This is a genomic window from uncultured Aquimarina sp. (assembly GCF_947500065.1).
Classification (GTDB): Bacteria; Bacteroidota; Bacteroidia; order Flavobacteriales; family Flavobacteriaceae; genus Aquimarina.
Map to the genome: position 1 here is coordinate 1 of NZ_CANMQT010000021.1, position 16,182 is coordinate 16,182.

Genomic DNA, 16,182 nt, shown 5'->3' on the forward strand with positions numbered 1-16,182 from the left:
TAACCGATGAAGCTGGTAATAGCATCAATGTTACTCAGATAATTACTATAGAGGATACAACTAATCCAACGGCTAGTAATCCGGCGTCAATTTCGGTGGAATGTGTGGGTGATGTACCCGCTGCGGATCCATCTGTTGTAATGAATGCATCGGATAACTGTACTGTAATACCTGTAGTTACTTTTGTAAATGATGATAGCTCTGTTTCCGGTATCATAACCAGAACGTACAGTGTTACTGATGAGGTTGGTAATAGTATTTTAGTTACTCAAACTATAACAATAAACGACACAGAAGCGCCAATTATAACATGTCCTGGGAATCAAATATTAACAGGAGGTTCTTTAATTCCTGATTATACTACTTTAATTACCATTACAGATAATTGCGATGCTTCTCCAAATATTACCCAGAGCCCTGCCGCAGGAACAGCTTTTGTGGATGGAATGATAATACAGTTTATTGCTTCGGATTCTAGTGGTAATTTAGATGATTGCTCATTCGTAATAACCGCTTCATCAGATACAGAATCTCCAGTAATTGTTTGTACATCCGATCAAATTGTTCCTTGTAATGAGCAAACAGTTTTTGATTATTCATCTATCGTTATTGTTACAGATGATATGGATCCGAACCCAATAATAACACAAGTTCCAACTCCTGGAACTGAACTTATAGATGGAATGGTTGTGACGTTAACAGCTACTGATGTTAGTGGTAATAGTTCTGAATGTAGTTTTAGATTAGCTATTGATACAGTATCATTAGAAGCAGGAGACGATGAAGAAATTACAGAAGGAGAAGAAGTACAATTAAATGCAGAAACTTCAGAATTGGGTAGTGTTATTTGGTCTCCTCAAACCGGTCTTACTGATACAACTATTTTCAATCCAATAGCAAGTCCGGCAGAGACTACAACATACACAGTTATATTTACCAGTGATGATGGCTGTATTGCGGAAGATATGGTTACCGTATTTGTGGAACAACTACCTGAAGATGAAACCAAATATGGCTTTTCTCCTGATGGAGATGGAATTAATGAGTTTTGGGAAATTGATGGTATCGAAAATTACCCTAACAATAAAGTCTCAATATTTAATCGTTGGGGGGATTTGGTTTTTGAGACTGAAGGTTATAATAATACTTCCCGAGTCTTTAATGGAATTGCTAACAGAAAGAGAAGTCTAGGGGCTGATAAACTTCCAGAAGGAACCTATTTCTTCGATATTAAAACTGAAGGCTCTAACGACTTAAAGAAATCAACCGGTTTCCTTGTTTTAAAACGCTAATTCATGAAAAACATCTATATACCATTGATGGCTATTTTACTGTCGAATGGATTTTTATTACACAAAACCTATGGTCAGCAAACACCAGTTTTTGCAAATTATGATTATAATGCGATATTAATTAATCCTGCTCATGCCGGTTTTTATCCAGATACGGATGTAACACTTACAAATAGAGGATATCTGAATCAAATTGATGGAAGCCCCAGAAATATAGGATTAACTTTTAATACACCATTGAATTCTCGAAAAGTTGGCTTAGGTGCTGGGTTTTCTAGTGATAAAATAGGAGTCACAACCGCTACAAGTTTATTTGCATCATATGCCTATAAAATTGTTTTCGATCGTTATTACAATCGTGCTAGGTGGTGGTCGCATAATCCTAATGTGTTGTCTTTTGGAATAACAGGAGGAGTTTTATTTTATAATGAAAATTTACAGGAATTAGGGATACAGAATGATCCTAATTTTGAGAATAATATTAATACTACTATCCCTACTATTGGAATTGGAATTTTATATAATAGAGAACGTATTTATGTTGGATTTTCTGCATCTAATATTTTAGGAAACTCTTTGGCTTCTGATGATAATGTAAACCTTGATAATCCATTGTATGCATATATGGGATATAGATTTTTCGCCACCCGTTTTCAGGAAGTAATGATTAAACCGAATGTTCTGATAAAATACGTTTCTGGAGCACCAATTCAGACAGATCTTAATCTTACGGTAAACTATAAAAATAGAATTGAGGGAGGTGTAGGATATAGAACAAGTTCGTCAATAAACTTTCTGGCTGGTTTTTATTTCTTTGATCACTGGAGGTTACTTTATAATTATAACCAAACATTACGGGGTACCCCTATTAATAATACACACGGAATTATTCTTAGTTACCGTTTTGGAGAAGGTTTTAATGATAAAGGATAGCTAAAAACAAAAACATTTTATAAGATGTTCTTTATTGTATGTTGGGAAAACGAAATCATTCTTGTATATAATTCATTTTCATCGCATACTTCGTTAGTCCGGCAAGATTTCTTACGCTAAGTTTGGCGATTAAATTCTTTCGGTAACTCTCAATTGTATGTTTGCTTAAGAATAGTTTGTCTGCAATTTCCTGAGTTGTGAATTCTTGTGCAATCAGTGTGATAACATCTATTTCTCTTTGAGTAAGTTTTACTTCTTCATTTTTCTTTTTAGAAAACTTATTTTCCATGTAGATATCCTTTATCTCACGAGAAAAGTATTTTTCTCCACCTAGTATGGTTTGTATTGCTTTAAGAAGTTCTTCTTTTTCAGCATTTTTTGGTACATAACCGTCTACATCATGTTCGATAAGGTTATCGATCATATCGGGATTATTATGCATGCTAACTACTAGTGTTTTAATATTTGATTTTCTTTCTTTAACAATCTTATTTAGAGCAATACCATCCATTTCTGGCATGGTAATGTCTGTAATAATTAGATCGATTTTTTCATCTGGATTGATTTCTAGGTACTTAGCAATGTGCTTCCCATTTTTGGCTGTTAATAGGATGTTATAATCATTCTCAGAATTGAGAATGCTTAGTAATCCATCCAAAAACATTTTGTGGTCATCAACTATAATTAGGTTGTATTTCATTTGTGGTTGTTGTTAAGTTGGTTATTTCTATATTGATAATAGTTCCTCTTTTTATTCTAGAATCAATATCTATAGTTCCTGAAATTTTGCTTAATCTACTTCTTATATTTCTAAATCCAATACCTTCTGCATTTTTATCTGCGTCAAAACCAATACCATCATCTTCGAATAAAATACCTAACTCATTGTCTACTAAATTAAGCTGAAGTTCGATAGAAGATGCTTTTGCGTGTTTAATGCTATTCGTAACAAGTTCCTGAATGATTTTAAAAGTTTCAATTTGTATGTTTTCTTCTAAAAGGTCGATTTCTTTTCTTGGAAAAGCGATAAAAGAAGTATTCAGGCTACTGACTCCACCAATATTGCTAAAATATTCTTCGAGCACATCACAAAAATTATTTTTGATGAATTTTTTAGGAATTAAGTTATGAGAGATATTACGAACTAATTCATACGTATCGTCTATTTGACTATTGATCCCTTTTAAAGCATCTTTATTTTTATTGTCAGAATCATTTAACTGAAGTTTTATAGCTGCTAAATTACCTCCAATACTGTCATGTAATTCCTGTGCAATACGTTTTCTTTCTTTGTCTTGCCCTTCTACAGAAGCTTTGATAACCTTTAATTCCTGGTCTTTTAGCAAAGATGAAATTTTCTCTTCGTTTATTTCTTCTTGTTTTATGGTTAGTTCGCTTTGCGCCTTGATTTTTTGGTAATAGGTGATTAGCAAACCAATTACTGGAACTAAAAGTATTAAAAAGGAATATAAAATTATATTCTTGAATCCCTTTTGTTTGGTTATTTCGTCTTGTCTAATTTTTAATTCTGCATCCTTTAGTTCTTGGTTTTTCTTTAAAATAATATTATCGTTTAATGTTTTTTCTGTTTGATTCTGAAAAGATAAAAGTTTATTTTCATTCTCCTTTTTTACAATTTCATTCTCCTTATGTTCAATTTCCTGTTCGAGCATTAGATTTCTGATGGCTTCTTCACGATTTGCTAATTCTAATCTTCTGTTGGTGTTTTCTACTTGTAAAAACTGTATTTCTTTCTCTTTTTGTAACGTTTTGTATTCAACTTCTAGTTTGTTAATTTCTTTGTCTTTATCTAATGACCTTGTTGAGTCGATGATTTTATGATACTTTTCATAGTAACTTAATGCTTTTTTAAAATTGTTTTGAGAAACCGCAATGTCTTTTAATCTATAGTGAATTTTTTCTTGTTCGTTTAGGAAACCTATCTTTTCGGCCTTATCTAAAGCTAAAAGCATTATATCTTCGGCTTCGCTATACTTTTTTAAGTCATTTAACACTCGTCCTTTTTCTACACTACCTATAATTTCCATTCGATGGTACTTATTGGTTTTAGCTATTTCTATTGCTTTATCAAAAGATAAAAGAGCTTTTTCTGGGTTGCCTAGTTTTTTATAAGTGATTGCTAAATTGATTGAAATAGTACCAATACAACTAGTTCTATTTGATTTTTTACATATTTCTTGGGCTTTTAGCAAATACTCAATTGTTTTATCGTAGTCCTCTCTATAGCCATATATATTGGCCATATTGACGTAGCACCCATAAACCATTTCTTGATTGTCTTTGTATTCCTGGCATTTTTCTAAAAGATCTAATGCTTGCTCATATTCTCCTGTGGCTATATAGATATTTGCCAGACTAAAAGAATTGACATAATAAATGCGTTTGTCATTGTACTTTAATGAAATATCAATTCCTTTTAAATGCCATTTTTTTGATTTCTCGTTGAGTCCAATTTTCCCATTGACTTGCCCTAAAGTATGATAGGCCAAACCATAAATGTTGTTTCTGATAGTATCATCTTCAAAATTACTCAGATCCAATATTTTTTTTGCATAATATTTCGCCGAGTCAATCTGAGAGGTGTTCTTAAAGTATGAGCTTAGAATTAAACTTAGGTCAGCCTTAAATCTATCACTTTTACGCCCCTTTTTCTTAAACTGTTCATGAACTTTTTTATAAGCTTCTTCCCGCTTGCTGGGAGTATTAACTAAAGTTTGGATGTTTTTTATAATTTTTCTTTCACCTGTAGGGAAATTTGAAGTCGATTTGTTATCTATTTGTGCGTTCATACCCAAAGAAGTAAATAACAATAAAAACACTACTGTGATTCTTAGAAGAGAAAGTGATATGTAATTACTTGCTTTCATTGATTTTGGGATTCTCCTTGAGAGGTCACTATTAGATATAATAATTTTTTGAATAGTCAAAGGTATTAATTTCAATAATCATCAATATCCCTGAAAACAGGGGTCTTTGTGTATCGATTTTGGGTTATTTATAGAGAAGGTATTGAGTTCTTATTTTTTTGAATTTTTGAAGATCTTTTATCCAAGTTTTTTTGATTTCACGAGCTGTGTATCCTTGTACTATCTGTTGTTGTAATTTTTTGGTTCCCGCATGTATTGTAAATGATTTAGTGTTAAAAAAACCTTCTTTGTTTGTAGAGTTATTATATGCATCAAGCAGCCATTGTAAGTTTATACTACTAAGCCTTTCACTTTTCCTTAGATCTTTTCCATAACACACCTCTCCTTTATGTTTAGGGTATTTAGATCCGAAATTGGGTTGCGGTGTATACGCAAAATCATATTGGTCGATTGGAAAATCTGGAGATCCAAAAATTTGAAATTGTTTTTCCGTACCACGACCAGCATTAATGGTTGTTCCTTCAAAAAAACCAAGACTTGGATAGAGATTTATGGATCTGTCATTTGGTAGATTGGGAGAAGGTCTTATGGATAAACTATAATACGTTTGATGAGTGTAATTTTGAATAGGTATGATCTTAATCTCACATTTTAGATCATTTCCTAACCAACCTTCGCCATTTACCATTTTAGCATATTCTCCAATAGTCATTCCATGAACTAGCGGAATCGGATGCATTCCTACAAAACTTGAATGTTCTGGTTCTAATGTTGGTCCGTCGATATAGTGACCATTAGGATTAGGACGATCTAATATTAGTAAAGGAATATCGTTTTCAGCACAAGCTTGCATTACATAATGAAGTGTAGAGATATAGGTGTAGAATCGTGCTCCGACATCTTGAATGTCAAAAACCATTATTTCTATATCGGCAAGAGCTTCTGCAGAAGGTTTTTTATTTTTACCATGTAAAGAAACTATAGGTAATCCTGTTTTAATATCTTTTCCATCAGCGATTAATTCTCCAGCATCAGCTTTGCCTCTAAAACCGTGTTCCGGTGCAAAAACTTTTTGAATCTTTATATTTCGGGATGATAGTGAATCTACTAGATGTGTATATTGTTCTAGATTAGTAGCAGAAATTCCTTCGGTTTGTAAAAGGGGTTTTATGTTAGGATACTTAAAAATGACGGAAGTCTGGTTTCCAACAATTCCAACTTTCTTATCTTTTAGAATAGGTAGGTATAGTTCTGTTTGATTGGCTCCTACAATAATGGGTGCTAAAACATCCAAAGAATCCTGTTTTTGATTTTCGGCGATGACACTTTTTTCGTTAATAATGGTGTTTTTATCATCAGAAACCGTCTGAGAAGATATTTCTGTTCCGCTTCCACAAGAAATACACAGTGTGAAAAAGAATAAAAACGTATTTTTGAACTTGCCTGCCAAATAGGTAGATGCATTTCTGATAAAAACCATAAATAACTTTGAATTTCGAATATTTTATTGCCAAACGCCTTATCAAAGGTAAGGAACATAAAAGTAGCATATCATCTGCAATTATAAAAATTGCCATTTTCGCCATTGCCATAGGAATGGTTATGATGCTGATAACGGTTGCTACCGGTATAGGACTACAACGTAAAATCAGAGAAAAAGTTGCCGCGTTTAATGGGCACGTTATAATTACCAGTTACGATAATAATAACAGTGTAGAATCTTTGATCCCTATTAAGAAGGAGCAGCATTTTTATCCAAATTTCACAGATGTAGAAGGAATTAAACATGTTCAAGGTTTTGCTACTAAAGGTGGTCTTATTAGGACAGAAAATGATTTTGAAGGGGTTGTAGTTAAGGGAATTGGGGATGACTATAATTGGTCTTATTTTGAAGAATATTTAGTAGAAGGTAGGTTGCCGGATTTTACAGATCCAAGGAATAATCAGATATTAATATCAGCATATACTTCATCCAGATTAGGCTTAGGGATAGGAGATAAAGCGAATACTGTTTTTTTAAAGAAAAACTCTAGCTCTAAAATTCCTGCTAATATTCGAGCATTCGAAATAGTCGGGATCTATGATTCCGGTTTTCTCGAATTTGATGAGAAGTTTATTTTTGCAGATATACGGCATATTCAGAAAATGAATAAATGGAAAGAAGGCGAAGTAGGAGGTTTTGAGGTGTTTATTGATGATTTTGATAAAATAGATAAAAAAGGACAAGAGATTTATGAAAGTATTCCTTCTGATTTGGAATCTGTTACGATTGCTTTAAAATACGGTAGTATTTTTGAGTGGTTAAAACTCTTTGATCTTAATATAATAGGGATTATTAGTATTATCATATTAGTAGCTGGAATTAATATGATTACAGCATTACTTGTTCTGATTTTAGAAAGAACACCAATGATTGGAATTCTGAAATCATTAGGAACCAATGATTGGAGTATCAGAAAAATATTTTTGTACAATGCAGGTTATTTAATTCTTATTGGTTTGTTTTGGGGGAATCTTATAGGTGTAGGTTTGTTATTTATTCAGAAACATTATGGTATTATTGGCCTCAACCCTGCTACTTATTATGTAAGTACAGCTCCAATTTATATAGACATAGGGTATATTATTCTGCTTAATATCGGAACCATGATTTTATGTGTGGTTATGTTGTTAATACCTTCTTATGTGATAGCCAAAATTTCACCTTCAAAAGCTATTAGATTTCAATAATATGAATTAGCGCATCTTCCTCTTACTTAATGAGTTTGTATTTGTATCTTTGCACCGCATAAAAAACAAATAATAAGAGACTGTAATAAATTAGTAAACTAGTGAAGTACGCAAACAATATATTAGAAACCATAGGGGATACACCTATGGTTAAAATGAATACTCTGGTAAAAGATGTTGATGCTCTTGTATTAGCAAAGTATGAGACATTTAATCCTGGAAACTCTGTAAAAGATCGAATGGCCCTAAAAATGGTTGAAGATGCTGAGGCAGATGGAAGATTAAAACCAGGAGGAACTATTATAGAAGGAACATCTGGAAATACCGGAATGGGACTTGCACTTGTTGCCATTGTAAAAGGATATAAGTTAATCTGTGTAATGGCTGACAAGCAATCCAAAGAAAAAATGGATATTCTACGCGCTGTTGGAGCCAAAGTAATGGTATGTCCAACTAATGTGGAGCCTGATGACCCTAGATCTTATTATTCAGTTTCTAAAAGACTATCAGAAGAAACACCTAATTCTTGGTATGTCAATCAATATGATAATCCATCTAATGCAAAGGCACATTATGAGAGCACTGGTCCGGAAATATGGGAGCAGACAGATGGAAAAGTTACTCATTTCATTGTAGGAGTAGGAACTGGAGGGACGATCTCTGGAGTAGGAAAATACCTAAAAGAAAAAAATCCTAATGTTAAGATATGGGGCATAGATACCTACGGTTCTGTATTTAAAAAATATCATGAAACCGGTGTGTTTGATGAAAATGAAGTGTATTCCTATATAACGGAAGGTATCGGAGAAGATATTTTACCAGAGAATGTGGATTTTTCTATTATTGATGGATTTACAAAAGTGACGGACAAAGATGCTGCAGTATATACTCAGAGACTTGCTAAAGAAGAAGGAATGTTTCTTGGGAATAGTGCAGGAGCTGCTCTTAAAGGGTTGTTGCAATTAAAAGAACATTTCAAGAAAGACGATGTAGTTGTAGTATTATTTCATGATCATGGAAGTCGTTATGTAGGTAAAATGTTTAATGATGATTGGATGCGAGAACGAGGTTTTCTGGAAGAAGAAGTATCTACCGCAGTAGATTTAGTTAAAAATCACATAGAAAAACCTTTGGTAACCGTAAAAACAGAAGAACTGGTTTCTCATGCAATAGAGCGTATGCGTAAGTTTCAGATTTCTCAAATACCTGTTTTAGATAGTGAAGGTTTTGTAGGATCAGTAGATGAGAGTGCTTTATTTACTGCATTTCTTGAAGATAAAAACACTGGTGATACTCCTATTAGAGAGATCATGAATGATCCTTTTCCTATTGTAAATGCCAATACATCTCTTGATGAAATATCAGGATTGATAAAAAATGGTAATCCAGCAGTTCTTGTGGCTTTAGAAAATGGAAAACATCATATTATCACAAAATACGATGTTATAAGCCATATAAAATAAATTATCTATATTTATAACATATAGGGTGCCCCCTTTATTGGTTTTATACGCCAATATAGGGGTTGTTTTTATACTCCAATCTGAATATATAGGTTGTTTTTACGCAACTTTATGATAAATTATCAATCTATATAAAGAGAAAGATTCATATAAAATCGTGGGGCTATGCAAAAATATTCATTTGACTTTTCTGATATAGATAAAATAAGGAGCTATTTTAGGTCCCAATTGGATCCAGAAGGGACTACCGATAGAATCTATTTTCCTCCTGAGATAGGAGAGGGGTATCTTAGTTATTATAAAATTTCTCCAGAGGTTTTTCTTTTTATAAATAACTATAAATCACATGTTGATATAGAATATGTAAGAGAACCAATAGAAGAAAAAGACATTATTCTACATTTTAGAAAGTATGCTTTAGATCATCAAATAAAGAAAAGTGAAATAGTTAGCTCATATTCTGATAGTTATACACCTGGAAACATGAGATGCATGGATGCGCGTCAGGGAGAGAGAGTATATATTACAAAAGGAGCTGAGGTAAAATCGATTATGATAGTACTTAAAAGTGAGTATATAAAACCCTATTTTCTTAAAAACAGTGATATGGCAGAGCGAGTAGATAGTTATATCAGATATTCTCATCAGCATATTAATAAATTTTATCTTTCCTATAAACAATCTGTACTTTTCGATCAGATTGTTTCTCCTCGTATTAATAAGGTGGAAAACTACTTGTTTTTTATAGCTAGAGGAATTCGTTTGTTAGAAACCTTTTGGAAGGATGTCTTGATGTGGGAAACGGAGAGTAATCCTTTTAATATTAATAGCTCACAAGTTGGTAATATATACAAGGTAAGTAATTATTTAAAACATAATTTGCACGAACCATTTGTTGGTGTAGATCAATTAGCATCTATGGCGCATATGAGTCGTACCAATTTCTTTAATATGTTTAAAGAAATTCACAACCAAACACCTTTAGAGTTTTTTAATAACAAAAAACTAGAAAGCTCTTATAATATGATATTTACGGAAGGATTGTCCATTAAAGAGGTGATGAATAATCTGAATTATTCAAATTCTTCAAAATTTAAAAAAGCCTTTTTTAATAAGTTTGATGTGTATCCAGATGTACATATTTAGGAATACAATAAAATAGCTATAAAATAAAGATGGTCGTCAAAAAATGACAACCATCTATAACCTAACACAAACTCAACTAAGCTTAGGATTTTGAAATCTTTATATATATTTTTTGAAATTATTTTCCCTATTTCATTAACAAAGTAAAGAAATGATATTATTGTAACAATTTCCATTAATACATAAAATCTTACCAATAGTACATTTTTGGCGTATTTAAGCATTTTTTAAGAATTATTAGCTGTAAATGATACTATTTAAGGTGTAATAGTATGATTCTTAAGGGAGATTACGCCTTTTAAGGACATAAGTTATGGGGCTGGTGACTGATTTATTCTGTATAATAATAAAGGGCTATTGTCTCAATAGCCCTTTAAGAATAAATAATTCAACATTTTTACCGAGTATTATTAATAAATTCTTCTAAGTCCAACTCTATCTTGTCTAAAGAAGTTTCCAGATTCATTGACTCTAAAACAAGCTCTCATTACGGAAGCTTGTGAATCGGTACTACCGTCGGTTCCTGGAATGAAAACAGCTCCAATACTTCCTGCACCTTCATTACCCTGTAAAAATGGAGGACAGGAACTGCGAGTTCCAAAATCTGAATGTCTAAGGCCAACGCAATGACCTAATTCATGAGTCATTAAATGCTCTATTGCACCTATAGGCAATGAAGAAGAACCGCCATCAATTTCTACTCGATTAAAAGGATTGCCGTTTCTAGGAAAACCAGCTACTCCTCCTTGACTATTAGATGAATTGCTGAATACAACAATATTTTTGCCTCCATTATTGTTTCCAAAAGATAATTCTAATCTAAATTTAAGATTAAGATTGTTGTAGTTAGCAACAGCTCTTCTAAGTCCTCTTCTTAAATTTCTATTAAGACTGCGCCCTCTAACAGTAATTACTCTTTGTCCATTATTAGGAACATTAACAAGATTGTTTGTTCGATATAACTTTTGTGTAATTTCATCTTCTGAAGAAGGAAGATCAGGCATGTTTTTTATATCATCATGAGATAAAAAAATGTCGTGAGATAGCCATCCAAGTTCTTTGGTTCCGTCAGGTAATTCTTGAGTATAAGAGATAACACCGGTTGTATTAACACCTAATTTTTGAAGTTTAAGTAAAACTTCTGTTGGAACTTCCTGTGTGTTTTCTGATTCGATATCCTCGTTAGTTTGACAAGAATATAAGAATGTGGTTAATATCACTACGAGAGTGAAGGTTTTAAATGTTTTCATAAAAAATGATTTTGAATAAATAAATTGAGTTATAAGTTGAGTTGAATTATCTTTCTAAAATACGATTAATATTTTGATTATCAATATGTTGTGGCAGTAGTGTTTTTACGGTTTAAAAAGGATAATAGTTCCCAGTATTTTAATAATATGCAAAAGAGGGTAACATTTTAATTATTGATAACACATAACTATGGCGATCAAGAAGGGTTTCCTAAAATTAATAATTAATATGAGTGAAGAGTTTTTGCATTACTTGTGGAAATATAAAAAAATCAATTTTTCAAACTTAAAAACGACAAGCCAACAATCCGTAGTTCTCCAGCGTATTGGAGATCATAATGAAATGAATTCTGGGCCAGATTTTTTTAATGCGCACCTAATGATTGATAATCAGAAATGGGCAGGAAACGTTGAGATACATATAAAATCAAGTGATTGGTATGCGCATCACCACGAGAGTGATCCTGCTTATGATAATGTTATATTACATGTAGTATGGGAGGATGATATGGATGTTTTTAGAAAAGATAATTCCCAGATTCCTTCTTTACAACTTAAAGATTACATTGATAATACGTTACTTTTTCGGTATCAAAAGATTTTTGAGAATAAAGAGGCTAGTTGGATTCAGTGTGAAAAACAACTTTCAGAAGTATCGGATTTTACAATTTCTAATTGGCAAGAAAGATTATATGTAGAAAGGTTAGAGGATAAATCTAAATTGATTGATGAATTATTAATAAATTCTTCTAATGACTGGGAAGCGGTATTGTTTAAGTTGTTATCAAAGAGTTTTGGTCTAAAAGTGAACAGCGATGCTTTTTTGAGCATGGCTAATTCTTTTGATTTCTCAATCCTTAGGAAAAGCAATACAAGTTTAGAGCAACTTGAAGCTTTGTTATATGGGCAAGCGGGTTTATTGTACTCTGATTCTAATATTGTATATGTTGAACAGCTTTTGAAGAAGTATGATTTTTTAAAAAATAAGTTTAAACTAGAAAATGACGGAGTATTCCCTTTTCAGTTTTTTAGATTACGTCCTCCTAATTTTCCAACAATTCGGATATCTCAGTTGGCAAACCTTTATTTTAAAAACAAACAACTCTTTAATAAAATAATTCAGTATAATGATCTCTTGAAATTTTATGAACTATTTAATGTAAGTGCTAGTAATTTTTGGAAGACTCATTATACATTCAATAAAGGATCTTCTTTTGGAAAGAAAAATCTAACTAAGCCATTTATTCATTTGATTTTGATTAATGCTGTTATTCCTTTAAAATTTTTATATGCTAAAAGTCAAGGGAAAAATATTGAAGAAGAAATTTTTGGGTTAATATCACAATTACCAGCAGAAAAGAATACTATTATAGATCGATTTACCAGTTTAGGGGTACATATAGAAGATGCGTTACACTCTCAATCTATGATCCAGCTTAAGAATAATTATTGTGATCAAAAAGGATGTCTAAAATGTTCGATTGGCAATTATTTATTGAATCAAGAGTGTAGTTTGGGATAATATAATTATTTTGCATTATGCTTTATAATCTAAGACAATTTTTAGAACGAAACGGATTTTATGTTTCCAGTAGGCTTGCAGATAGATTAGGAATGCGTGCTAAAAACGTGCGTTTGTTCTTTATTTATTTGACTTTTGCCACGGCAGGATTAGGTTTTGTTATGTATCTTAATCTGGCATTTTGGTTAAAACTAAAAGACTTAGTGTACACTAAAAGAACTTCAGTATTTGATTTGTAAGTATGTTAAAATGGTTTAGATCTAAAATATATATAGCATTAACCTTACTGATGACTGTGGTTGCGGTAGGAGTATTGGGTTTTCGTTTTTTTTCGGATTATTCTTGGATTGACGCCTTGTATATGACCGTTATCACCATGTCTACAGTAGGTTTTGGAGAAGTGGAACCGTTAGATGATACTGCTAAATTGTTTACAGTTTTTTTGATTACAACTAGTGCGGTAATATTAGCATATTCCTTATCCGTAATTACTGAATATATTGTTGGGAAAAGTGATCCTCACCGAGTACAATATCGAAAATTGCAAAAAATGATACATAAATTAGAAAATCATATAATCATTGTAGGCTACGGCCGTAATGGTAAACAGGCGGCAGATAAATTGTTGGCATATAATAAACCTTTTGTAATCGTAGAGAAAGACAAGAGTGTAATCGAAAAATATCAAAGCGATGAACTGTTCTTTTTAGAAGGCAATGCTACAGAAGATGAAGTGTTGATTCAAGCCGAAATCAGAAATGCATCTTGTTTGATTTGTACATTACCAGAAGATGCCGATAATCTGTTTATAGTGTTATCTGCCAGACAGATTAATAGAGATCTTAAGATTATTAGTAGAGCATCACAAGATACATCCTACAAGAAAATAAGACTTGCAGGTGCTGATAATGTAATTATGCCGGATAGAATAGGAGGTGATCATATGGCCTCCTTAGTAGTAGTACCTGATTTAATTGAATTTTTGGATAACCTTTCTATTGTTGGAAAAAAATCCATTAATATAGAAGAAGTATCTTTTGAAGATATGTTTGAGGATCAAAAGGAAAGAACTATACGGACTATAGATATGAGATCAAGAACAGGATGTACAATAATCGGCTATAAATCTTCAGATGGTGAATATATTGTAAACCCAGAAGCCGATACAGTTTTAAAACCTGGTTCTAAAGTGGTTGTTTTAGGTCGTCCAGAACAAGTCAACCAACTTAATAGAGAATTTAATATTTAAGCTATTAAAAAAGATTTAATCGTTAAATTATTGTAAACAACTGTTTTTTTTAGCATCTTGCTCACTTCTAAAAACTAAATTCAATTAACTCACACATTATGAAGAGAATTCTTCTTTCAGTTTTAGCTCTCACAATTCCATTTATAACATTCGCACAAGAGACCACAGAAAAAGGTCTGGATCAAAAAATAGATGAAGCTTTTCAACCGGTTTCCGATTTTTTCTCGAATGTTATCTTTTTTGAGGTTTTCAGTGGGGCGCCATTTGTAATTATTTTATTGGTGCTAAGTGCCCTTTTCTTTACCATATATTTTGGTTTTCCTAATATTCGATATTTTGCAAAAGCTATCAATGTGGTGCGAGGTAAGTATGATGATGTAGAAGAGCATAGTTTAGGAGATCCAGCTGCAGCTGTGGATGGAGATATACCTGATACTATAAGAGATGAAAGTAAAGATGGTGAGGTTTCTCACTTTCAGGCATTAGCAACAGCGGTTTCTGGAACTGTAGGTAATGGAAATATAGCAGGTGTTGCCTTAGCAATAGCATTAGGTGGTCCAGGAGCAACTTTTTGGATGATTATCTGTGGATTATTAGGAATGTCTACAAAGTTTGTTGAGTGTACCCTAGGTGTTCAATATAGAGATGTTGGAGAAGATGGGACTGTATATGGAGGTCCAATGTATTATCTAAGTAAAGGACTTAAAGAAAAAGGGTTTGCAGTATTAGGTAAAATTGCTGCAGTCATATTTGCTATATTCTGTATTGGTGGATCTTTTGGTGGTGGTAATGCAGCACAGTCTAATCAAGCAACCATTGTATTAAAAGAAATGCTTGGTTTGGAAAGCGCAGGAGCTGGAACAATCATAGGTGTTGTATTGGCAATTCTTGTAGGAATCATAATTATTGGAGGGATTAAGCGTATTGCTTCGGTTACTGAAAAAGTAGTCCCATTAATGGCAGTAATGTATATTATTGCTTGTTTGTATATTATTTTTAGTAATTTTTCATTTATAGATGATGCTATAGGTATGATTGTTACAGAAGCTTTTAATCCTAAAGCAATAGGTGTTGGAGGTCTTATAGGAGTGCTCTTAGTAGGTTTTAAAAGAGCAGCTTTTTCTAATGAAGCAGGAGCAGGATCTGCATCCATTGCGCATTCAGCTGTAAAAACAAAATATTCAGCTTCTGAAGGTTTGGTGGCATTGTTAGAACCATTTATAGACACCGTGGTAATTTGTACAATGACCGCTTTGGTAATTATTATTTTTAATTCTGGAGGTGCTTTTCAGTATGGAGGAGATGGTAGTGGAGCTGTTTTAATAGATGGAGTTTCTTATGAAGGAGCAGGTATTACTGCTCAAGCTTTCGGGAAGTTTATTCCTTATTCTGATATTTTCTTGACAATCGCAGTAGTATTATTTGCGGTATCTACTATGATATCTTGGTCGTATTATGGCTTGCAATCATGGAAATTCTTGTTCGGTAGAGGTAAAGCAGCTGATTTAACATACAAATTTTTATTTTTAACTTTTGTTGTGATTGGTGCAGCCGCAAGTATGAACTCTATTTGGGCATTCTCTGATGCGATGATATTTGCAATGGTTTTTCCGAATATGGTTGGATTGTTCTTTTTGTTTCCTGTAGTTAAAAAACAACTTGAAAGATATTTTGATGCAATAAAAGCTTCTAAAAATTAAGATTATTTG

General features: G+C 32.4%; 13 protein-coding genes. 9 read left to right on the forward strand and 4 right to left on the reverse strand.

Going from position 1 to position 16,182, the window contains the following annotated elements:
• Together Q0975_RS27430 and Q0975_RS27435 are read left to right on the forward strand one after the other, a co-directional pair.
• A partial coding sequence (locus tag Q0975_RS27430) for a gliding motility-associated C-terminal domain-containing protein (RefSeq protein ID WP_299443873.1) occupies window positions 1-1,292 on the forward strand: 1,292 nt, incomplete at its 5' end.
• 3 nt (window positions 1,293-1,295) lie between these two features.
• Window positions 1,296-2,225, forward strand: a complete 930-nt coding sequence (locus Q0975_RS27435; protein WP_299443876.1) for a PorP/SprF family type IX secretion system membrane protein — start codon at window positions 1,296-1,298, stop codon at window positions 2,223-2,225.
• A gap of 55 nt (window positions 2,226-2,280) precedes the next feature.
• Here Q0975_RS27435 and Q0975_RS27440 read toward each other — a convergent pair whose 3' ends face one another.
• The 3 genes from Q0975_RS27440 to Q0975_RS27450 all read right to left on the reverse strand — a co-directional run bounded on the left by Q0975_RS27440 (window position 2,281) and on the right by Q0975_RS27450 (window position 6,593).
• Window positions 2,281-2,925, reverse strand: coding sequence for a response regulator transcription factor (locus tag Q0975_RS27440; RefSeq protein WP_299443879.1), 645 nt, complete (start codon window positions 2,923-2,925; stop codon window positions 2,281-2,283).
• Window positions 2,900-5,113: a tetratricopeptide repeat protein gene (locus Q0975_RS27445; RefSeq protein ID WP_299443882.1), complete on the reverse strand. Its 2,214-nt coding sequence runs from the start codon at window positions 5,111-5,113 to the stop codon at window positions 2,900-2,902. The genes Q0975_RS27440 and Q0975_RS27445 overlap by 26 nt, the downstream gene beginning before the upstream one ends.
• Before the next feature lie 124 nt (window positions 5,114-5,237).
• Window positions 5,238-6,593 (reverse strand): DUF1343 domain-containing protein, encoded by a 1,356-nt coding sequence (locus Q0975_RS27450; RefSeq protein WP_299443885.1) that lies wholly within the window; start codon window positions 6,591-6,593, stop codon window positions 5,238-5,240.
• 8 nt (window positions 6,594-6,601) lie between these two features.
• On the opposite strand from Q0975_RS27450, the gene Q0975_RS27455 reads away from it, so the two are divergent.
• The 3 genes from Q0975_RS27455 to Q0975_RS27465 all read left to right on the forward strand — a co-directional run bounded on the left by Q0975_RS27455 (window position 6,602) and on the right by Q0975_RS27465 (window position 10,452).
• On the forward strand, window positions 6,602-7,843 hold the full coding sequence (locus Q0975_RS27455; protein ID WP_299443888.1) for an FtsX-like permease family protein: 1,242 nt from the start codon (window positions 6,602-6,604) through the stop codon (window positions 7,841-7,843).
• Window positions 7,844-7,944: 101 nt separating this feature from the next.
• Entirely contained in the window at window positions 7,945-9,306 is a 1,362-nt protein-coding gene (locus tag Q0975_RS27460) for a pyridoxal-phosphate dependent enzyme (RefSeq protein WP_299443891.1), read from the forward strand.
• Between the two features lie 165 nt (window positions 9,307-9,471).
• Window positions 9,472-10,452: an AraC family transcriptional regulator gene (locus Q0975_RS27465; protein WP_299443894.1), complete on the forward strand. Its 981-nt coding sequence runs from the start codon at window positions 9,472-9,474 to the stop codon at window positions 10,450-10,452.
• Between the two features lie 410 nt (window positions 10,453-10,862).
• Here the strand turns inward: Q0975_RS27465 and Q0975_RS27470 are convergent, their stop codons facing one another.
• A complete protein-coding gene (locus Q0975_RS27470) occupies window positions 10,863-11,702 on the reverse strand; it encodes a M57 family metalloprotease (RefSeq protein WP_299443897.1) in 840 nt (279 codons plus the stop codon).
• Between the two features lie 229 nt (window positions 11,703-11,931).
• Between Q0975_RS27470 and Q0975_RS27475 the strand changes: the two genes are divergently transcribed.
• The 4 genes from Q0975_RS27475 to Q0975_RS27490 all read left to right on the forward strand — a co-directional run bounded on the left by Q0975_RS27475 (window position 11,932) and on the right by Q0975_RS27490 (window position 16,173).
• Window positions 11,932-13,224, forward strand: coding sequence for a DUF2851 family protein (locus Q0975_RS27475; protein ID WP_299443900.1), 1,293 nt, complete (start codon window positions 11,932-11,934; stop codon window positions 13,222-13,224).
• Between the two features lie 17 nt (window positions 13,225-13,241).
• Complete coding sequence (locus Q0975_RS27480; RefSeq protein WP_299443902.1) at window positions 13,242-13,463, forward strand: PspC domain-containing protein; 222 nt, start codon at window positions 13,242-13,244, stop codon at window positions 13,461-13,463.
• Window positions 13,464-13,465: 2 nt separating this feature from the next.
• Window positions 13,466-14,473: a TrkA family potassium uptake protein gene (locus Q0975_RS27485; RefSeq protein ID WP_299443905.1), complete on the forward strand. Its 1,008-nt coding sequence runs from the start codon at window positions 13,466-13,468 to the stop codon at window positions 14,471-14,473.
• 98 nt (window positions 14,474-14,571) lie between these two features.
• On the forward strand, window positions 14,572-16,173 hold the full coding sequence (locus Q0975_RS27490) for an alanine/glycine:cation symporter family protein (protein ID WP_299443908.1): 1,602 nt from the start codon (window positions 14,572-14,574) through the stop codon (window positions 16,171-16,173).
• Window positions 16,174-16,182: the final 9 nt, after the last annotated feature.